A 19,723-nucleotide genomic window follows, 5' to 3' on the forward strand; every position below is an offset into this window, starting at 1 on the left:
TAGCAATATCAGTAATCTTATTTTTAAAAAATCTTAAGTTGTGAATCAAATGTCTTGTAACGTTTTGTGGCCTCATTCGTAAGTGCTGAATTTTCTTTCCAAGCCTTGTTAGATGTTTGTACTGCATTACCGAATAACTCACTTGCATTACCAGCACGAAGCAAGCTATCACGTAAACGGACTTCTGAGAACCCCATCTCGTCTAATAATTCGATCGCAGACGTTCCATGTTTTTCTGCGTTACCAAGGCCATTTACAAAAGCGCCAATAGCACCAACAGCATCCTTTTCAAATGCTTGTTTAAATTCTTCCCCAGTCATACCGGCAACCTTACTAAATCCTTCTAGGTTCTTGCCCGCATTTAACATTTTATTAAGTTCTGTTGTTGTGAGACCCATGTCTATGGCTATTGCTTTAAAGCTATCACTATCATGGTTTGCAAGTAGCTCTAATTCTCTCCGAGTCATACCAGTAGCCTTTTCAAGCGCTTTTACCTTGTCTAATCCAGTTTCAGTAGCGACCTTCATGTTAACCATAACCTTAGAAAAAGCACTACCACCCATTTCTGCCTCAATACCAACCGAACTCAAAGCAGCCGACAATCCTACAATGTCAGCCTGGGATAAACCTATTTGTGAACCTGCACCACCTAAACGTAAAGCCATTTCTGTAATATCAGATTCTGTTGTGGCGAAATTATTTCCAAGATCAACAATAGAAGATCCCAGCTTGTCGAAATCCGTTTGTCTCATTTTAGTGATATTAGCAAAACGAGCTAGTGATGTTGCTGCCGTTTCGCTCGACATATTTGTAGATTCTCCCATATCAATCATGGTTCTACTAAATGAAAGCACGTTTGGTGTCTGAATCCCTAATTGACCTGCAGCCTCAGCAACAGCTGAAATCTCTGTCGCAGAAGCTGGTAATTGCTTGGCCATGTTCCGGATCCCATCTTCAAGCATTTGATATGAATAGGTTACTGTTCCATTTTTATCAACAACTTCGTCCACTGTTTTCTTTCATATTGTTATCCTAAGGGCTTTTTATCCCATAGTTCTTATAGTTTCCTATAAGATCGGCGTACATTTTCAACTCAGTAAGTTGTCGAACACTCATGGCAGGATTATATTTATTCACCTACTACGCTCTACACTGCTTATCAGCCTTTCGCAATCTGACAAGTTAGCACGGTATTAACATATTGCACGTCTATTGCAACTTAGCCTTCACCGTTTTTGCTCGATTTAATTACTCTGTTATCACTAACAAAGAGGGCAAAGATTTACCCCTGTGAACGCACTCTCAAAATCCGATGCTGCCTTAACAGCTAAACCAATTCCAACTCCAATTGGTGCTGAAAATTTAGTTGTAATCCCCATTCCAACATTAGAGATGCTCTTTCCAACATTCTGCATCTTCGTTCCAAATTCTTGTGCTTTTTTACCGTGTTGAACAAAGGCATTGGATGCCAAAAGAATGTCTTTTTCAAGCGCTTTATGCTTTAAGCGTAGCTGTTCTACTCCCGTTTCCGCTTGATGCATTGCCGCCTCAGCTTTAAGAAGAGACTGTTTCTCTTTATCCGTGGCTGTACTCAAATCACCAACTGCTTTTCTTTGCTTTTCATACTCAGCACGTGTTTTTTGAGCCAAAGCCTCGGATGTTTTCATCTGTTGCCCAAGGATTTGATACTTGTTCTTTAGTCCATTAATTGTATTACCTTGGCCTTTAAATGTTGCTTCTGCACTTTTCATTTGTTGCCCAAGCGACCTTACTTGAGTTTTCAGCACCCTTGCCGATTGTTGAAAAGGATCTATGTCCAAGCCAGCTGTCGCAACCAAATCACCAATTTTACCATTACCCATCATATGTTATTCACCCACTTTAACCTTTTTGACTTTAGAAGAACATCGGAAATGCAACGTCAAATGGTACGACATCATCTTTTCCGTATCCTTCTTCATTTATCGTGCTGATATTTGCAAGTAGAGCTATGTCATCGATATCTAAATTGTCAATTTCATTTATTTTGTAACCTGCATCAATTAGTTGTTTATATATCAGCTTAATTCGTCTTACTGCTTCGCTGTACCCGATCGTGGCTTTTTTTTCTTCCTCTTGTGTACCACTTCCACCTAATGCAAATTCAATTGCATCGTTGACAGCGTTATTATATTCATCTGGGCTCAAACCGTCTAAAGCCTCATCTTTAGTAAACTGTTTCCCATAAATTTTAACCAAGAAATCAATACCATCAAGTACACCTTCACGTACATCTTTATTAGAAAACGATGCATCAATTGCAGATACATCATCATCGGTAAGCGGCTCCTCTGAATCATTTCTGCTTTTAATTTTAAGAAGAGCTTCATTCATTTTATTATTTCTTTGTTCCGCCCTCTCCTGAAATAATGTCGCTTCTAACCAATCTCGAGCTGTGGTTCTTTTCTTCTCATATGATGCTGTTACCTTGTCATTTATATCCTTAAAAACAATCTTCATTACAATTCCTCCAATTTAAAAAGCCTCCAAATGGAGGCCTTTATTGTATTTATTCTGGCAAAATTTCGCCTTCAACCATTTCTTCTGTTGGAATTTCTACTGTTTCACCTTCAAAAATCTTATTACCAACTGCCTCCAAAATTACAAACATAATATTCATGGTTTTTAACATGCTGTATTCGCAACTACTAAACACTTTTTCAAATGTTCCTTCTCCTAGAAATAATTCAATATTATCTTTCAGCAATTCGATACTTTCTTTAAATGCTGTTGCTTGCTGTAAGCTTATATTGACTTTATTAATTAAATCTTTGTAGGCTTCTATTTCCTTATTTTTAATTGTAATTACAAACTCATGTTCACCTATTGCTATATCAACTTTTTCCATAGTTTTTGCCAAAAATATTCACCTACTTTTTTATTGTAGCAGCCACTCAGATACTGTAATAACATTCAGCGTTTGATCATCAACCTTTTGTTTCACATATACGGTCAGCTGTTCAAACCAGTCAGAGCGCCAAAACATTGTGTCTAACATTTGTTCCGCAGTACCTAAACGATGATTTAAAAAACACTAATGTACTCCCAGTTGCAATTGCATAATCAATAGTATTCTTTGCCTGCGCAATAGTTCGATCAGGCGTCAAATTATACGTACGCACCAGGAAATTATTGTTTGGATTATTAATTTCAAGCCCCGATGTTAATGAACGGCCCAACTTGTAGCCACCTTCTGATAAGGCCAATAATGTATCGCTATTGTAATCACCGTAAGGATAAATCACTGAATCATTCGCACGTGTCCAACCATTTGCCGTTAGATACGTTTTACAGGAATCAAATTGTACGCGTTGATCAGCTTTACTTAACAAATCTAAATGAGGATGGTCTTTGGTATGATTGAGTAAATCATGTCCGCTAAGATTCAGCCCCTTTAACTCAGTGTTAGTCATAAATCTAGCATCTTTTTCATTCACTTCTACAACACTAATATTGGCCCGAAGACCTTTACTTTCAAGCGATGCTATACCAACTTTAGCTTCATTCCACGCGTCATCAAATACAAATAACACATTCGCTTTATCTGCTCTAACGGATGAGATTAAGTCGAATGATACCTCCGCCTTCATTTCCGTATTAGGTTCAACACGTAGTTGCATTGCTTTAATATCCTGCGCCTTTGTAAAAGAACCCGTGACTTTTCCACTTGATAATGCTACAGCTACTTTATTCCATCCCGTCACTAACTCATAACTATTGATTGTGAAGCTCATGTTATTTGCTAGTCCAATATCATTTGCAAGATAAACAATAACTTTATCAAGCGCTGCTATATCTTTTACAAATAACAAGCACTCTATTGCAGTAGCTTCTTTTAAATCAATATTAAAAGTATTATTGCGCATAAATCCAATGACTTTGTCGGCTGTTAGCTTGATAGCTTGGGTATCTTTTGTATTAACCGTATCAGAGGATTTCATTGTCCCTACTCCTGATTGCAGCACCCATGAAGATAATGTTGTAAAACTTTCTAAATCCTTCACTTCACGAGTTGGCGCATCTGGTAAAGCATGTGAGTCTGCGCGTACAGCGGCATATACAGGGTATATTGTCCCTACTTTTGCCTCTACTTTTATAATAGAATTTGAAGTAACATTACTGGAAACAGTTGAAAACAGGCCATTTACATCTGCCGTTACGACTGTTTTATTTACATTGTCTATGTTTATTCTTACCTGACCAGCGGGTTCTGTTTCTCCAGAAATTACTTTTAATGTTGAGGTGACTGGATTAAGTGTTAATTTAGGTAATTCAATAGTTATTGTCGCGGGCATCCCAGGTATTGAAGTTGGCAAATTAGGATTTCCATCAACTACTCTAATATCATATTCTTTTTCTGCAGTAATGCTGGCATTCCCTATTACATAAATTTTTAATGCCCCAGCTGTGATTGTCCCAGTTAAAAGTGCCACTGATTCGCCCTTTCTATACAATCTGCAATTAGTGACATTGGGATTATTGACTGCCGAACCATTTATATAGGTGTCGCCTAATAAAACTCTTGAAACGGTTGGCTTTGGATATAAAGTCTTTTTCGTTACTATATTACTGAGTTCTCCCTCTAGTATTCCGCTTTTACCACTGATACTAGCAGAATAATAAGTACTCATCTGCAGATCAGATATTACCGCGACATTTGTGGTAAATCGTCGCGGTCTATCCTCGCCATTGAAGTACAATAAATATTCTGCTGATGCATCATCATTCCACTCATAGGTTATTGTGGAATTTGTGATATCAGTGACTCTGAAATTCGAGGGGCGATCAGGGTGTTGATGCGCTTACCCCACCATAAACTTTATTCATAAACTCCTCCAACTTGAAATCGGGGTGGTCTTCTCGACCAATAATGTACATAATGTCATTACGAGCAACAAAATTCCCCTCAATACTATCTGTCTGCGCTTCATTCTTTTCACCCTGTGTTTTCATATCTGCTGATGGAAGACTGAATTGACCCTTCATCATACCAAAGTAGCCATATTTATTATTAGATAACTTAAATCTGAATGATACAGCTACATATGGCGGTGTAAGATCTTTTTTTGTAAATTTCCATACCCTGTTCAATTAATACACCTAACAAATCAGGCTTATGTTCAGTAGGTATATCTACGATACCTACCTCTAATTTCAGTTCAGTAATCCCTGAATTTAAAATGAGGTATGGACCATCATCTGCGAATATTATTTCCGAATCCATAACTACCGTTTGCTTGGCTTCCTGTAAACCAGGGATATTTTTAATGTCGTCCATAGATTCAACTGTTTCTTCTTCATTCAATTTGGCATATTTAAACTCCGATAAACCAATCTTTGCAACTTTTTCTGTTGTAGCCATTTATAACACTCCATTTCATAAATAATTAATACGCCTGTAAGATCTAGCGTTATACATTAAACCAAGATCAGTTTCTTTGTATATTTTGCTATTGTATTGCTCAAAATTAGCCCTTTTCATTGCTTCATCTATGATGGGCAATAAGTCAGCCAACTCTTCAACTGTCTGAGCCATAGTAGAAATTTGAATAGATTCATCATCTGCACCACGTTTGTCATCATTATAAAAAGCGCCATGACTATCGATATCCTCGATACGAATCAATGGCGCTTTCTCTAATTTAAGAAAGTCTTCATCAATTTCTAATTGAAAAATCGTTTGTTCCTCTAGCTTCTTTCCCCTTATTTCATTCATAAGCTTATTCAATTCTTCATCATGATATAAGGCTTGAAAAGCATCAATAATAGCAATCATAGGCCTAAGCCCCTTTTCACAGCTTCTGCATAAATTTTTTTGCGCTTTCGGTTTCATTTCATTAATAGTTTGATCCTTAAAATGCTTACCAGGAAAACGGGCAGTTCCTCCATCTGGAAAATGTGAACGCCAGCTTGTTCGTGTACCAAAACCGATATCTTTTTCTATAATACCTTGTCCCCCGCCCTTAAAACCACTGACTTGAATGTCATCTCTTAGATGAATCCCTGTTTTACTGTTAGTATCATACGACGTATTACGTTCTAGCGTCTTAGCAAAGTCCTCCGCAACTTCCATCACCGCTTTCTTTGCTTCTGATTGATTCTGCAACATGAGCTTTGTAATATTGGCCTCTAACTCATCTAAACCTTTGACCATTACCAATCACCTCTTACGCCTTTACCTTACATATTAAAACCAAAAATTCCTCATCTTCCGTATCAGGATTTATTTTGATAATATCAAACAGTTCACCTTTTATCTTTACAATCCAATCACTCTGTACTTCTTTTTTTTGCTTCTGTCGAATAATCAGCGTAACTGTAGACTCCAAAACAGTTCCCACTTCACCCTTCACTTCATTTAAATATTTTTGTTTATATCCAAACCAAGCTTTGAATAAGTCCACCGGCTCTTTTATAGTTTGCCCAGTTGTAGGGGATTTTTTGGTCTTAATTTCTTGAAACATTAATCGTTTATTCAACTTGCCCGTTCGACTAATCGGCACTGAGATCACTCACTTTCCGCGTATGCACCCTGTAACTAGCTTTTAAGTCCAGAATAATCATATTAACGCCGAATGGCGGTACAATACTTGTTACATTTTCGATTGTCGCCGAACGTGTTTTGTAGAAATGATCCGTCAGCATGATTGTCGCAAGGTCAAATTGCTCGTTTTCATCATAAAAAATATTATCATCAGGTCCTATCTGCCCAATAAGTGTTCGTTGAGAAGCCCCTACCAATCGTTTTAGAAGAAGGTCATCATCTTCCGAATCTATCCGTAAAGAACTTTTCAGATATTCAAAATCTTCTTCGCTGTTTGGATCAAGTGCCATAATTAATCACCCACTCTGCGATTCTTTAGTTGCTATTATTGCTGCAGATGAGAGTTCAGACGTCAGCAAACCACATACCGCTTTCACTTGGTAGCTATAGTCTGTTGCCGCTGTCAAACCTGTATCTTTAAAGGTGTTAGTATCACTTTCTCCAATTTCATTTCCGTCACGGTATACTTTATAATTCGTTGCCCCTTCTATCGCGTCCCAGCTCAAATTTACAAGTGTGACGTTACTTGTTCCTTTAAGTCCGGATGGCGCTTGGGGCGGCTCAGGGCTTAACAGTTGCGATACGGAATGCCGAAGACAACTTGATTTGGTGATCTAACCACGCCGTTACAACAAACTGATTAATCCCTGTCTTGATATCTTTGTCTTGCTCAAATTGAGCGGCAATATCATAGTTAAAATGAGAATATGCAAAATTTCCGATAACAGGGTCTACCGCGGAATCAGTAAATTCAACCGGTTTCCCTAGAATTTGTTCTGGTTGCGCTGAATAGAGCGTGGCACTTCCATTTGCAAGTTTCTCAATAATATCCAGATAATCTGTATACGTCATGAAAATGGTTGCATTTTCACGATAGTCTTCATGCAAATTGGCAACTGCAGCTTTAATCGCCTTGTACAAGTCAATGCCTTCAACTTCTTTAATTTTCACTTTTGTTTTATCGTAAAAACTCATGTGCTCCTCACCAGGTTTAGGATTTTTAGTGAATGCAACCTTTCGTTCCTTAGCTGCCACTCCACTTTGAAGATTGCTTTCTACGGTAGACACTAGATTCGTATCGGTTCCTAGTAGAATTGTTTCCGAAATACCAGTAAATACTTTAAATTTATGGCGGCCAAATGATACTGTATCTCCCTTCGCCTTCAACTCTTTGGCAGTTTCGTCATCTCCAATAAACTCATCATCATCCAGCGAAAAAGAAACTTTTGGAATCTCTAGATTTGGAATACCAGTAATCGTCGATACATTTCGTAAAGGGTTTTTTTACAAGCGGCTCAACTAAAATATCATTAGCAACCGTTTTCGGTAAAAATGCATTCCCCTTTGATGTATCGTCATCACCTAAAGCTTGAAAAATTTCAACCGGTACTGATTCTTTAGCAATCGTTTTCCGAATTAATGCCGCTTTCGCTTCAATAATTTTTTGATTAGGATCATCAGAAAAGCTAGCTCTCATTTCTTTATTTTGCATGGCAGCTTTTTGTTCGGCTTCTAAAGAATCATGTTGTTCTTTAATAATGTCAAACCTAGCTTTAAGGTCTTTTTTCAATTCTTTGATATCTGTTAATTCACTAATATTAACTTTAGGATCTACCGCTTTCTGCGCAAGTTCACCTTCTGTTTTCTGTAACTGATCGCCAATTGTTAGCATATCTTGTTTTAATTCAAATAGTGTTTTCATATTCATATTCCTCCTAGTATTTCATTAATATATTGCTTACTTTGCTTAGCTTGTTCTGCCATTTGTACACGTTCTTCTGTAATAACTTGTTGATTGTTTTGAATTACCTGTCTGAACTGTTCAGGTACATTTTGATATTTTTCAAAGAGATCCGTACTCAATGCCGCAGCAATCTGATTTTCACCCAAGATAATGTCACATAGCCCATATTCTTGCGCCTGAATAGCGGAGATCCATGACTCATTGTCCATAACTTCCACTATTTGCTCTTCATTCAACTTGCCATTAGATTTATTCAGATAGGTAATAATTGACGCTTGTGCAATTGCATCTAAATCATCAGCAGTTTTCCTAAAATCCTTTGCATTTCCACGACACCCCATCCATGGATGATGGATCATTTGCATTGAGTTTGAATACATATAAACCACATCGCAACTTGCAGTGATGACACTTGCAATAGAGGCGGCCAAAGCATCAACATAAGCATTAACTGTCGCTTTGTGTGCTTTTAGCATGTTTCCGATTGCTATACCTTCAAATACACTACCTCCTGGACTATTTACATGCAGATTAATGATTTCTACATCACCAAGAGCTTTTAAATCATTGTGAAAGCTAGCTGCAGTCGTATCTCCGTCATCCCATTTATATGCTACAATCTCGCCATAAATGTATATATCAGCCTCATTCTTATTTGCTGATTGTTTCATCTCCCAAAATTTCTTTTTCATATTCTCACCCCTTTCAAAGGCACAAAAATAAGACACATCATTCCGATACGTCTCTTTCATTTCGTTTTGTTATTTTTCTTAACGCTGGGTCCATGTCCAATGGATACATATCACCCGACACCCACAGCATGTCGGCCGGACCACCCCGTGGCGCATAGTCTTCTTTTATCCTAACTTCATCTCTAGTTAACCATCCATCACGAAGTCCGCCGTGATATAGCGCCACTCTTGCAGTAGTGTCACCACGTAATAAGCCGTTTAAGTTAAATTTGAAGTATAAACCAGAAATCCGCTGTTCCTTAGTAAGAATTTTTTTTATTGCACTCTCGCTCATACTGCTTAACAGTTGACGCAAGATTGGTATCTACAAACATCTGCATTACCTGTTCATTTGAAGAGAAACTATTACCACCCGAATTGAGCATAATGTTCGGGACGTTATAAACATTTGCAATCCTGTCACGTGTAATGTCTTCAGATATTTTCATATCACCAGCGATAAAGTTTCGCTTCAACTGCTCAATTGTTACACCGCTTTCCTGAAATAGTACACCACCGTTTTCCTGATAAAACCGCCTAAAATCAGCAACAATAGCTTCTCTCTTATCATCATCTACATTGGTATCATAAGTTAAGATAAACGAATCTCTAGCCGTTTGCATTTCTTTTAATGAAAACTCCCTAACAGACTTATCGAATTCATTAGAATTTTTTAATACACCAATGGGACTAATCCCTTTCCAATTACCATTGCCAGCAATATGTTTGACATGAATTATATCTGAGTTATGGAAATAAAAAGATTTCCCTCCATTATTAACCCGATACCACAAGTCTCCAGAATCTGTGTTTAATATAGGCTCTACATAATTTGGATTAAACGGAACTAATTTTTCGAACTGCATCCTAATATCTCTAAATATTAGGGCGTACCCATTTCCATTGGTGTTCCTACTGACTTCCAACACTTTAAAAATATCATCAAGTGACTGATTTTGATTTGGAAAATAAACTAAACGATCAGTAAATTCGTCGTTAACTTGATCATAGTTCTTATACATCTTAAACGGTAGGCTAGATAAGACATTAGCAAGTCTCGAAACAATAGAAAATATATTTTCATTCGTTTCGAGCGTTCCATTCTCTAACCCAAAGAACACTCTTCCCATCCATTTGCTAAAATCACTTTTTGTTGCTGATTCCTTTATTATTGATTGTTTAATAGACCTTGGTACCAATTTATAAATTGCTTTTTGAAATACATTCATATATAGATTTCACCGCCTTTCAATCTTTTCTCATCAACTCACTCATACTAATAACACCAACATTTCTGTTTCCAGCAGGTTTTACTAACATATCAATTACTAAGGCGTGCGCATTTAATGCAGCGGCAAATCCATCAATTTTTCTATTTTTCGATTGTTTAGTGGGCATCCAGTTTTTATTTCTATCTTCAACCAATCGAACATTGTTTAAATACCATCTAAACAAGGATGAATTATTATAAATCACTTTGCCATCGAGCATCATTTCTTTAAAATTCTGTAAGGGGCCACCCAAAGTCACAAAACCTTGAATCACTTTCTCTGTTTTAAACCCATATTTCTCTAATGACTTATTTAAATAAAGGGCCTTTGCCCTGTCGTAAGCGATATACTCAATTTGATAAAATTCTGATTGTTCTACTAACCAATCGTAGACATGTTCATAATTTACATAGTCACCTGGAACAACAGACAGCCAACCTTCCTTTATCCATTTGTCTAATCGTGGTTTGTTATCATCACGGTTATATCTTACTTGCGGAATCCAAGAATGAGTCAAAATAAAAAACCGTCCCATCATCTAATGGAAATTCCAAACAAGCACTCGTAAAATCTTCTGTTTCCGACAAATCATAGCCTGCTACCGCTTTTCGACCTTTTAATGTTTCGATATCAATAATCTTTTTTATTTTTTATTGATAGTCTCTACTGTTACGAATGGCAACTCATCCACATCACTGAAAAAGTTAAACTGTTTTGCCAGCCAATCAGCACGCTCTTCTTCATTTTTGCGTTGCTTGATCCAATCTGTTACTAAATCAACAAATCCCATCAATCCAATGTTTGGGTTCGCTTTAATCCAAAGCTCTGGACGATCTGCCTCTTTTGGATTATCTAACTTAGCAAGGAAGTAAAATGTTCTTTCATCCAAATTATCTTTAAGGTTTTCCAAGCATTCTTTACCTTGCTCAAAATACGCCATTAACGGGCCATCTAAAACATAGCCGGCAGTGGTGATATAGATTAGTAAGGGCTGCTTTCTAGCCCCACGTGATTTTTGAATAACATTTAGCAACTTATAATTTCTAAATTCATGGATTTCATCAAAAATGCCTAGATGCGTGTTTAATCCATCCAGTCGTTTGCTGTCAGAAGCGCGTGCTTGTATTTCACTGAAAGTTGCATCATATTTAATTTTATTTCTCTGTGCTTTAAATTTTTTCGACAAGTAAGGAGATTTTTCAACCATCGCTTTCGCTTCATCGAATAGTTCATGTGCCTGTTGCTCTGCGTTGGCTAATACATACACGCGGGCTCCATTTTCTCCATCAAAGCCCAACATATAGTTTGATACGCCTGAAATAAGTGTTGTTTTCCCATTCTTCCGGCCCACCATATTTAGAGCTTCACGGAACCTACGTATTCCAGTATCTCGATGAACCCATCCAAAAAGTGAGCCAATGATAAAATGCTGCCAGGGTTGTAAAACTAATTGATCAAAATCCCCTTTTGAAGGCTTACACTTTTTTTCAATAAAGCGAATTGGACGGTGACCTCTTTCCTCATCAAATATCCAGGGAAAGTCATCTGTTCCTTGCCTTGATAAATCGTATATATGACGCTTAGCCGCTAAAATATTTTCTTTACTGGCCGGAATACTTCCATCAATCAGCCTTTCTGCGTACCAGGTTGTTAAAAGTTCCGGATAAGGGTTCTCTAAAATTCCACCCCAGCTTTTTTGTTCCTCTACATAGTTAGCCCACCATCTTTCTAACTCTGTATAGCTCATTTCTATTAGTGGCTTAGAATTCTTCGTCTTCATTTTCGTCATCGCTACTTAGATTTATTGCTAACTTTGCTCTCGCTGCTGGAGACAACCCCAAATCTGCTCCAAACGATCGCATTTGAATGGCGGCATCCTTCATCCGTAATATAAATGGATTTGGTTTATTATCTACCCAAAGCCCTTTCTTTTTGACTTGTCGTTTATATGAAAGATATTGAGAATACGAATCACAGTAAAGCGCAAGATGGGCAATATCAGCATCATTTATCAAGTCTATTTCTAATAATAATGCTGTTATTCTGTTAAATTCTTTTTTTTGCCGTTTTGTCTAACCATGACGGTGGGTGTATATTCTCAGCACTCATTTTTAATCTGTTTTCATTTTTGATTCTTTTATCAATTTCTTCTTTTGTTCTGTGATTTTTATTTCCATCGATTAATTGAAGTCCTATCGATTTTGCTGGTGTTGGCATATTTCCTCACCGCCTTTCTGTATTCAAAATCGCAATATACCAGCAATAAAAACAACCCTTCTGCCCTTTGAAAATAATTGATCAGCGAATTTATTGTGAAGGGAGGGGGCAACCGTTCAGGATCTGACCAAATTTTTCAGAATTCATGGCAGGGGGGTGTATTTAGACCTATCATATATAATTAATAGTCTTAAATGCCTATAAAGTTATATATTGAAGTCATTGTTCCTATAAAATTTAATAACATTGGGATTTCTCTTTGCCTTCCTCTTGCCACCAGCTTTTTCTGGATGCTCCATGTTATGGCAGGCTAGACACACAGTCTCTAGGTTATCTAAATCAAAAGCTTTGCTAATATCTTCTCTCAGCTCAATAATGTGATGAACCGTGTTCCCTTGTTGCATGATTCCACGTCTCTTGCATTCTTGACATAAATAATAATCGCGAGCTAAGACAGTTTTACGTGTCTTAGCCCATCGCGATGTCTTATAGATGGCATCTATCTCATCTCGTGTTCGCATGTCACTCACTCCATATCAAAATACAATTTCCTTAGCCTCATGTGATGGGAACAAACTAAGGTATAGACTAATGCCAAGGTGTGTCTAGCACCTTCTTTTTGTTTTGCATTGCTTCCTTCATAAATAGTAGGCAAACGTAAGACAAGAATTAGCCCCGAACATAATCATAAAACCAAAGGTTATTACTGAATGCTTCTTTTAGTTTTTCCTCGGCTCTGCGTATATATTCCTGTACAGTACCTTTCTCAATATGTAATGCCTCTGCAGCCTCATGGAAACTGTATTCATTTGCACGTACCAACATAAAACACTCTTTCTCTCGATCAGATAAAATAGAATGAAAGAACTCTAATATCTCTGCCTCATACTCATTTAGTGGATACTCGTCCACCTCTTTCTGTGTCATAGATGCTCCTATCATATTAGCCAGTATCATCGGGTCCATGTGTACAGTGTTGTTATATACTCCCTGCCTCTCAATCCCTCTTATGCTATTCGGCTCGCGTCCAGTTCTCATCCAATCGATTGCGAATGTCATGTCACTAATCATTTCACGGATCAATGTCGCTTTATCTTTTTTCTTTGAATTGACTATTCTTTTACCAGGAACACCCTGTGATTCTTCTTTTGGCATACTGTCCAATATTCTTAGCAAATCGAGCCGGCCACTTTGATACTCCTTCTTCAATTTGTGAATCATGACATTCCCTCCTAAATAAAAAGGACGCAACAAGTAGCCGTTAAGCTAACTCATTGCGTCCTTCGATTTTTACGATCAGACATTCATTATTTGATTTTGTGTTTAGTAACCGTCTCTGCGCTTACCGGTTTACCCGCTGCCCAGTTTATTACTGTTTGCCCATACCCTGTAGCTGGCACATCGTATGAAACCAATACCTTGCCATCTACCTGTGCATATACGCCATCTTTTTCATTAGCACTATTTTTAAACTTCTCCAATATACCCACCTCTTCATCTGATTCATAAACACGACTTAACCTTACATCGATATCTAAAACTCCAATGCCATCCAGACTTTCTTTAGCACGCTTCCACTGTTGACTAAGTTCATCACGACCTGCTGTTGTGATTACTACATTACTTTTAAGACTATGATATTCATCCAAAATAAATTTTGACTTTTGTTTTTCAATCCACTTAATCACATCATTTAAATAGAATTGTGCTTTCATTAAATCCTCTAATCCGTTTTTATCTTGATATCTACTTACATACTTAATCACATTAGCAATTGCAACTGGTTCGTAATCAACCTTAGCTTTGATGAAATCTAGTGTTTCAATGCCTCCTCGCTGGTAGTGTGGAGGTTGGTTTACATTATCATTTTGCATCTTAGGTACTCCCTCCATCTTATTTAGTATCTGTTACAACTGTGTTGGCACCTTGGGTTGTTATCCAACCATGTTTGATTCGTGCTTCCATTTCCATTTTCTTCAGCAACTCTGATGTAATTGACTTAGAAACTGTTTCATTTGCTTTTGCCTCTGCAGTTGCTTCGATTTGGCGTTTAGTTGCTTCACCTTGTGCTTGTACTTCTTTACGCTGGGCATCGATCTTATCATTTTCAAGTTCTAGCTTCTTCTTAGAATTTTCTTGTGATACCTTTACCCGGTCATCAATAGCAGCCTGTGTCTTAGCATCCGCCTTTGGTGCACCCAATGTTGTATCAGATACAATAAATCCAAGCTTATCAACATTTTTAGCAAAGTCTTTTTGAATGTTCATAGATGCTTCTGTTGCATCCTCTCCGTATATATCGAGCAGATTATACTTACTGACAACCCGGCGAGTCGTTTCTAATAGACGACGTTCCATGTACCCTTTTTCTAGTTCTTCAACTGGCACACTACCGAATGTCTTATAAATATCTGTTGCTTTTGCTGCATCAATCTTATAGCTATAAGATAAATCCAAGTTAATATTTTTACCGTCTTTGGTTGACACCGTGAGATTCTTTGCATCAACTGTGCGTAATTTTGTTGGATATTCATTTACTTTATCAAGTATCCCTACCATGTGCCAACCTTGTCCAAGCGCCTCTTCTTTGATCCCACCATTTGGGCTATATACAATACCAACGTTTCCATTATCCACCTTAGTCAAACTCATCATCAAACCAACAACGCCTACTAATAGCAATACTCCTATTGCAATTCCACCAACTAATCCTTTTTTCATTCAAACCAGTCCTCCTCATTATTTTCGATATCATCTTTTACATTATCTTTTTTCTTGACTAGGAAGCTCCCCACCTTGCCAAATACAGAACTAAGGCTCATCCATATACCTATTAATATCACAATAACTACACATCCAATAAAAATGGTTTTCATACAAGTAATTTCACCTCCTCAAAATAAACGAATATTACTTTTGTTCAGAATTTTTTAATTCATCCCATCGTGAACACTCCTTATAGGCATCAATTACTTTATAATCCCTAACATTAATGTTTTACATTAATATCTTTTCCATTGATGCGAACATCTGTAAACCACATGGAATTTCTCAACCTTATTGTTGTTTCTAAATACATTTCTTCCACCGATAACTCACGGCGAGCTGTCGCCTCAATTTTGTTACCATCGTGTTTTTCGATTATTACCTTATCGTGGTTTTCTAATGATACTAGCCAACCTAATACTTCTTCTTGTGAATGAATAGCTTTATTTATAATCTCCATTGCTCTCCGCCTTTACTGTTACACTCTGAATCCAAGCAGAAAAATCTTTAAACGTGCTAAGTTTATTTAACGAATAAAACTCTTTAATCTTATCGTAGTTACCACCAATAAAACGCGTGTCAAAGCAATAACCATTTTCAGATAAGTCGATTGTTCCCCGCGTCGGTTTTTCACTATATGTGCCGTCTTCGTTTAAAAATCCTTTAGCGTCACGCACATACATATTTTTACCCGTCCAACCACTTGATGGGTCGTGGCACTTCGATTCTACAATTACGATGCCTTTTTCTTTGATAAAATTCGCAAATTCTCTATAATCTATTTCCATTACTTTTTCGCCTCCCATCCGCAACTGTGTCATCGTCTTGCGCCTCCTTTAAAATATACTCTTAACGAAATCGTCTTGAAGTTGCTCTTTGAAATAATTATCAATCGCGTCACGAATCATTTTCCAGTCGTTAAAATCAAGATTAAAACCGTGTTCCGTGTCATCATTGGAACTGTGAGAAGTTATAAATATTTTTCCGTCATCCATGGCGAAATCAAGCGTATCATATCCGCCTGAACCACTTTCGAAATCTTCTACATACCGCATATTATCAATGTGAACGCCTTGTTTCATTCCGCATCCTCCTCGCAATACCGTATTAACCATAGACCAGGCACATTTCCATTCTGACCACACTTGTAAAATTCTAGCTCTTTTTCCAACTCGGCAACGTCCTTATCGTTTTCTATGCCGTGAAACTCCGCTCTATCTTTGCGTGCCTCTAAATCATCGTAAATCGCCTTTTCTAGCTTTTTGTCGAATTTCATTCCGTCACACCTTCTTTCAATAATTCGGGGTTGTCGTGAATGTTTCCGATGATTTCAATATCACCTGTGCGTTCCCACAAATCTTCTGATACGTTTTCCCACACGTATAAAAATTTCCCTTCGTCGAACACAACAACGCCCCAGCACTCGGTATGATCGTCCCAGCCGATATCCCCTTCAAAAATCTTGTTGCCATTTTTGTCGCGTAGTCCTGTGTACCGCATTAATTTAATATCACTATCTTTACTCAAGATAACGGAACTATCAAAAGCTGATTCGCATTGTGAGACGAGCAAAACGATGCCATCGCTTCTTAATACAAATTCATCAATACTCAGCCATCTTTTTTCTACAACATCCCACGCTCTAAACTCAATTTCACGACTCATGCTCTCGCTCCTCTAACGGTGTCATGCCATAATTGAAAAGTAATTTTAATTAGTTTTTTTCTGGTCGTTTTGTCTAATTCCTTAACTGCGGCTGCTTCCACTTGCGCAACATACGGATTATTTCGGTCTACAAAACCCATATCTGTTCCAGTTGCTGGATTTACAACGGCAATATAGTTTTCTAAAATCCACAATTCCAAACCTTCATCATGCACCGCTTTTTTTTAATTCACTTGTTTTCATTTTCCTACATCCTCCTCAATAATTTCATACCCAGCCTGTTTGAATTTTCTTTTTAGAACTCTAAAAATCCCATCATGTTTGAAAACATACAGCGCTCGATGTTCAGGTTTTATGATGACTTCACCATTTGTGTGTTTGTAGTATTTCACTAAGTCACGCGGTCTCATATAGTTGTTTTCAGCTCTGATACGTTTATGGGCTTCTTCGATGGTTTCGCTATCTTTTTTCGGAAAATATTTCGGTACATAACCAGCAAAGCGCACCAGTTCGCTCATATATGCATATCCTGTCACCATATCCGCCGTATACTGCACTGCTTCATACTCATTGACAATTGTTTGCCTAACTTTCATGCTCGCCCTCCTTAATGACTTCAAATGTAATTGCTGATGTTTTCGCAACATTTATAAGCGTGCCAACTTCGTTTGGTCCTCCTGGGATAGTTACAAACCCATTTCCAGAGTTTTGGTAAATATCCTGAACCACTTCTATAACCCCATCCAATACATCTGTGTCCTCACTTGTGAAATCGGATGTATATTTGGATAATGTGCCATTGTCGAATAATACAGTTGCAATTAGTTTCATCGCACATCACCATCCATTTTTTCAATGCGTATAGTATCTATTGACTTGACAGGTATTATAGTTAGCGACTTATCGTCCATCAAACTAACGTGCCCTTGAGCGTTTAATGTACGGTAGTCTTTTTCCAATTCTTCCAGTGTTTTCGGAGTTTTACATTGGCATACTGTGCCTTTTTTTTGTGTGTACGGTTATCAGGCATTTATTCATCCTTCACCCTCCGATTTACTCAGTTTTAAATAGTCGTTTTTCGCAATTAATGCAGTATGTGTACTTATGAAAAGTCTCATGGAGTCCGTCATACATGCCATCAGTTTCAATTTCTGAACCATCAAAATTCATTCGCAAATTCACATGCCCGGTAACCGACGACCTTATAAAATAACCTTCGTCCGAATGACAATGCGGACATTCATTAATTGGTGCTTTTTGCTCGTTCATTCTTCGTCATCCTTTCCAAACTGGTCGATTTCGACCTAATTAAGTTCATCAACTGGCACTACCTCACCGCCTATAATTTCAGCTACTTTATTCGCCCTCTCTACGCTGTCGAATTTATACGCTACTTCTAACGAGCCGAGATTGTCGTTGATAGAGAATGTCGGTTGTGTGCCATCTTCGCCCCAGCTAACGAAATACAAATCGCCAATTTTCACACGAAATGCCACTGCTTTCATCATTCGTTGCTTCTCTTTTTCAAGTAACTCTAGACGTTTATCAATATACTTCGAAAAAATATTTATTTCCGTATCTGGCTGCTGTTGTTCTATTTCAACAAATACATAAGTTTCAAATGGCAAATCTCGACTCCCCATATTCATTTGTGAGCCATATATCTTCATTAGCATCCACATTGAAAACTTTGTGTAGCCCTCTGCATCAATATCAGGGGTACATACTCGGTGGTAAGGTTCATTTTTATAAAAATCTATAAAATGTTGAACACCGGCATCCGTCAGTTTTACTTTGATGCCATTATTAATATTGAAGGGCTGCTCAATTTTCATGACTATTTTGCCTCCATCTGAATATTTTTTTTATGAGATCAGATATGAACATTTTCTTTCTCTTATATTTCGTCCAATCCGTCTCTGTTAGCATTTCAATAACTTTGCCTGTTTTAGGTGCTCTATGCGCGGTCATGGCGTATGTGTGAATCCTGCTAGTATGGTTATATGAATTATTTTTAATGTAATCTTTGGCTTCTTGTTTGCTTAAAAACAATGTATTTTCAACAATATAAGCAACTTCCATAACAGGTACTATTTGATAACAACCATCTTCGTTTAACTCATTTACTTCTATCCATTCGAATAGATCGTCTAAGTCCATGTTTTGATAATCAGGCAATTCATCCAATTCCTCATGTTCTTCTAAAAACTCTATTAAATCCATCGGCTTCCCGAACTGAACACAATCACCATCTGCATGTATATAGTGAGTTTCATCTGCATAATCGCTATCAGTCGGAAGAAATTTATAATCCATCAAAACCCAAAATCTCGGGCTTGCCTGGCTATCTATTTCTTGTGTGCTTAGTTCTTTCTGTAAGTCAGTTAGAAATGATAAATTTTTGTCTCTATCCTTCGATGCCATAGTTCTCCACCTCTCCAAAAAGCGTGTATTTGTTTTCCCATATTTTCTTACCACTATCCCAATACATGTACTTTTTCTGATTCACTCTGAATGATTTTATTTTTTTATAGCCTTGCTTCTTGGCTATAGTCTTTGCTTTTTCAATAGCGCCCTCAAATGTTCTTGCCGTTGTTTGTAACTGGATTAATTTACGACCACACTCTGGCGCTTTTCTATTTACATACAATTCGACAATATACGCTATCATGGCACCCATCCCCTAAAACAACTTCGATTGAGTTGGTGTATCAACAACAAATGCTTTTCTGGCTATTTCGTTCAT

General features: G+C 37.5%; 31 protein-coding genes and 3 pseudogenes. All 34 read right to left on the reverse strand.

The features are described 5' to 3' along the window. Window positions 1–23: 23 nt before the first annotated feature. Window positions 24–1,010 (reverse strand): phage tail tape measure protein, encoded by a 987-nt coding sequence (locus PCORN_RS17290; RefSeq protein ID WP_051999355.1) that lies wholly within the window; start codon window positions 1,008–1,010, stop codon window positions 24–26. A 252-nt stretch (window positions 1,011–1,262) separates the two neighbouring features. After that, window positions 1,263–1,865, reverse strand: coding sequence for a hypothetical protein (locus PCORN_RS09170; protein WP_036079556.1), 603 nt, complete (start codon window positions 1,863–1,865; stop codon window positions 1,263–1,265). Window positions 1,866–1,896: 31 nt separating this feature from the next. Then, entirely contained in the window at window positions 1,897–2,499 is a 603-nt protein-coding gene (gene gpG / locus PCORN_RS09175; RefSeq protein ID WP_036079558.1) for a phage tail assembly chaperone G, read from the reverse strand. A gap of 49 nt (window positions 2,500–2,548) precedes the next feature. Next, complete coding sequence (locus tag PCORN_RS09180; protein ID WP_036079560.1) at window positions 2,549–2,899, reverse strand: hypothetical protein; 351 nt, start codon at window positions 2,897–2,899, stop codon at window positions 2,549–2,551. Window positions 2,900–3,008: 109 nt separating this feature from the next. Beyond that, window positions 3,009–4,670: a polysaccharide deacetylase family protein gene (locus tag PCORN_RS09185; RefSeq protein WP_149024303.1), complete on the reverse strand. Its 1,662-nt coding sequence runs from the start codon at window positions 4,668–4,670 to the stop codon at window positions 3,009–3,011. 154 nt (window positions 4,671–4,824) lie between these two features. Continuing rightward, entirely contained in the window at window positions 4,825–5,130 is a 306-nt protein-coding gene (locus PCORN_RS18405; protein WP_077913842.1) for a major tail protein, read from the reverse strand. Continuing rightward, window positions 5,060–5,401, reverse strand: a complete 342-nt coding sequence (locus tag PCORN_RS18410) for a major tail protein (RefSeq protein ID WP_051999357.1) — start codon at window positions 5,399–5,401, stop codon at window positions 5,060–5,062. Before PCORN_RS18410 ends, PCORN_RS18405 begins: the two co-directional genes overlap by 71 nt. Window positions 5,402–5,416: 15 nt before the next feature. Further along, the gene (locus PCORN_RS19030) at window positions 5,417–6,193 is read right to left on the reverse strand and encodes an HK97-gp10 family putative phage morphogenesis protein (RefSeq protein ID WP_149024304.1); all 777 of its coding nucleotides are present in this window, start codon (window positions 6,191–6,193) and stop codon (window positions 5,417–5,419) included. 13 nt (window positions 6,194–6,206) lie between these two features. Further along, a complete protein-coding gene (locus PCORN_RS09205; RefSeq protein ID WP_149024305.1) occupies window positions 6,207–6,518 on the reverse strand; it encodes a phage head closure protein in 312 nt (103 codons plus the stop codon). Between the two features lie 13 nt (window positions 6,519–6,531). Then, entirely contained in the window at window positions 6,532–6,873 is a 342-nt protein-coding gene (locus PCORN_RS09210; RefSeq protein ID WP_036079568.1) for a head-tail connector protein, read from the reverse strand. Between the two features lie 6 nt (window positions 6,874–6,879). Further along, the gene (locus PCORN_RS09215; protein WP_036079570.1) at window positions 6,880–7,089 is read right to left on the reverse strand and encodes a fibronectin type III domain-containing protein; all 210 of its coding nucleotides are present in this window, start codon (window positions 7,087–7,089) and stop codon (window positions 6,880–6,882) included. Window positions 7,090–7,144: 55 nt separating this feature from the next. Then, window positions 7,145–8,285, reverse strand: a pseudogene (locus tag PCORN_RS09220) (phage major capsid protein). A gap of 2 nt (window positions 8,286–8,287) precedes the next feature. Next, window positions 8,288–9,019 (reverse strand): head maturation protease, ClpP-related, encoded by a 732-nt coding sequence (locus tag PCORN_RS09225; protein WP_036079572.1) that lies wholly within the window; start codon window positions 9,017–9,019, stop codon window positions 8,288–8,290. Between the two features lie 37 nt (window positions 9,020–9,056). Then, complete coding sequence (locus PCORN_RS21490) at window positions 9,057–9,353, reverse strand: phage portal protein (RefSeq protein WP_241433135.1); 297 nt, start codon at window positions 9,351–9,353, stop codon at window positions 9,057–9,059. Next, window positions 9,319–10,287, reverse strand: coding sequence for a phage portal protein (locus PCORN_RS09230; RefSeq protein WP_241433136.1), 969 nt, complete (start codon window positions 10,285–10,287; stop codon window positions 9,319–9,321). Before PCORN_RS09230 ends, PCORN_RS21490 begins: the two co-directional genes overlap by 35 nt. 19 nt (window positions 10,288–10,306) lie before the next feature. Then, window positions 10,307–12,109: pseudogene (locus tag PCORN_RS09235) on the reverse strand (terminase large subunit). After that, window positions 12,090–12,344, reverse strand: a complete 255-nt coding sequence (locus PCORN_RS20270) for a phage terminase small subunit P27 family (protein WP_241433137.1) — start codon at window positions 12,342–12,344, stop codon at window positions 12,090–12,092. The pseudogene PCORN_RS09235 and the gene PCORN_RS20270 overlap by 20 nt, the downstream one beginning before the upstream one ends. Window positions 12,345–12,375: 31 nt before the next feature. Beyond that, window positions 12,376–12,546, reverse strand: a complete 171-nt coding sequence (locus tag PCORN_RS20275; RefSeq protein ID WP_241433138.1) for a hypothetical protein — start codon at window positions 12,544–12,546, stop codon at window positions 12,376–12,378. A 206-nt stretch (window positions 12,547–12,752) separates the two neighbouring features. Further along, window positions 12,753–13,067 (reverse strand): HNH endonuclease, encoded by a 315-nt coding sequence (locus tag PCORN_RS09245; RefSeq protein WP_036079574.1) that lies wholly within the window; start codon window positions 13,065–13,067, stop codon window positions 12,753–12,755. Between the two features lie 148 nt (window positions 13,068–13,215). Next, on the reverse strand, window positions 13,216–13,767 hold the full coding sequence (locus PCORN_RS09250; protein WP_036079576.1) for a sigma factor-like helix-turn-helix DNA-binding protein: 552 nt from the start codon (window positions 13,765–13,767) through the stop codon (window positions 13,216–13,218). Window positions 13,768–14,216: 449 nt separating this feature from the next. Further along, window positions 14,217–14,414: pseudogene (locus PCORN_RS20280) on the reverse strand (DUF3310 domain-containing protein); the annotation flags it as partial. 25 nt (window positions 14,415–14,439) lie between these two features. Beyond that, window positions 14,440–15,267, reverse strand: a complete 828-nt coding sequence (locus tag PCORN_RS09260; protein WP_036079578.1) for a prohibitin family protein — start codon at window positions 15,265–15,267, stop codon at window positions 14,440–14,442. Beyond that, window positions 15,264–15,422, reverse strand: a complete 159-nt coding sequence (locus tag PCORN_RS19610; protein WP_167330520.1) for a hypothetical protein — start codon at window positions 15,420–15,422, stop codon at window positions 15,264–15,266. The genes PCORN_RS09260 and PCORN_RS19610 overlap by 4 nt, the downstream gene beginning before the upstream one ends. Before the next feature lie 113 nt (window positions 15,423–15,535). Then, entirely contained in the window at window positions 15,536–15,772 is a 237-nt protein-coding gene (locus tag PCORN_RS09265; RefSeq protein ID WP_036079580.1) for a hypothetical protein, read from the reverse strand. Continuing rightward, a complete protein-coding gene (locus tag PCORN_RS09270) occupies window positions 15,756–16,133 on the reverse strand; it encodes a hypothetical protein (RefSeq protein WP_036079582.1) in 378 nt (125 codons plus the stop codon). The genes PCORN_RS09265 and PCORN_RS09270 overlap by 17 nt, the downstream gene beginning before the upstream one ends. 15 nt (window positions 16,134–16,148) lie before the next feature. Beyond that, window positions 16,149–16,394, reverse strand: coding sequence for a hypothetical protein (locus PCORN_RS09275; protein WP_036079584.1), 246 nt, complete (start codon window positions 16,392–16,394; stop codon window positions 16,149–16,151). Then, a complete protein-coding gene (locus PCORN_RS09280) occupies window positions 16,391–16,588 on the reverse strand; it encodes a hypothetical protein (protein WP_036079586.1) in 198 nt (65 codons plus the stop codon). The genes PCORN_RS09275 and PCORN_RS09280 overlap by 4 nt, the downstream gene beginning before the upstream one ends. After that, window positions 16,585–16,977, reverse strand: coding sequence for a YopX family protein (locus PCORN_RS17310; RefSeq protein ID WP_051999359.1), 393 nt, complete (start codon window positions 16,975–16,977; stop codon window positions 16,585–16,587). Before PCORN_RS17310 ends, PCORN_RS09280 begins: the two co-directional genes overlap by 4 nt. Then, window positions 16,974–17,171, reverse strand: coding sequence for a hypothetical protein (locus PCORN_RS09295; RefSeq protein ID WP_149024306.1), 198 nt, complete (start codon window positions 17,169–17,171; stop codon window positions 16,974–16,976). The genes PCORN_RS17310 and PCORN_RS09295 overlap by 4 nt, the downstream gene beginning before the upstream one ends. Before the next feature lie 45 nt (window positions 17,172–17,216). Beyond that, window positions 17,217–17,573, reverse strand: coding sequence for a hypothetical protein (locus PCORN_RS09300; RefSeq protein ID WP_036079590.1), 357 nt, complete (start codon window positions 17,571–17,573; stop codon window positions 17,217–17,219). Next, window positions 17,563–17,808 (reverse strand): hypothetical protein, encoded by a 246-nt coding sequence (locus PCORN_RS09305; RefSeq protein WP_036079594.1) that lies wholly within the window; start codon window positions 17,806–17,808, stop codon window positions 17,563–17,565. Before PCORN_RS09305 ends, PCORN_RS09300 begins: the two co-directional genes overlap by 11 nt. 473 nt (window positions 17,809–18,281) lie before the next feature. Then, on the reverse strand, window positions 18,282–18,812 hold the full coding sequence (locus PCORN_RS09310; RefSeq protein WP_036079596.1) for a hypothetical protein: 531 nt from the start codon (window positions 18,810–18,812) through the stop codon (window positions 18,282–18,284). Further along, the gene (locus PCORN_RS09315) at window positions 18,802–19,401 is read right to left on the reverse strand and encodes a hypothetical protein (protein ID WP_051999360.1); all 600 of its coding nucleotides are present in this window, start codon (window positions 19,399–19,401) and stop codon (window positions 18,802–18,804) included. The genes PCORN_RS09310 and PCORN_RS09315 overlap by 11 nt, the downstream gene beginning before the upstream one ends. Next, entirely contained in the window at window positions 19,385–19,648 is a 264-nt protein-coding gene (locus PCORN_RS09320; RefSeq protein WP_036079598.1) for a hypothetical protein, read from the reverse strand. Before PCORN_RS09320 ends, PCORN_RS09315 begins: the two co-directional genes overlap by 17 nt. Window positions 19,649–19,723 lie beyond the last annotated feature (75 nt).

This window comes from Listeria cornellensis FSL F6-0969, from assembly GCF_000525855.1.
GTDB lineage: Bacteria > Bacillota > Bacilli > Lactobacillales > Listeriaceae > Listeria_A > Listeria_A cornellensis.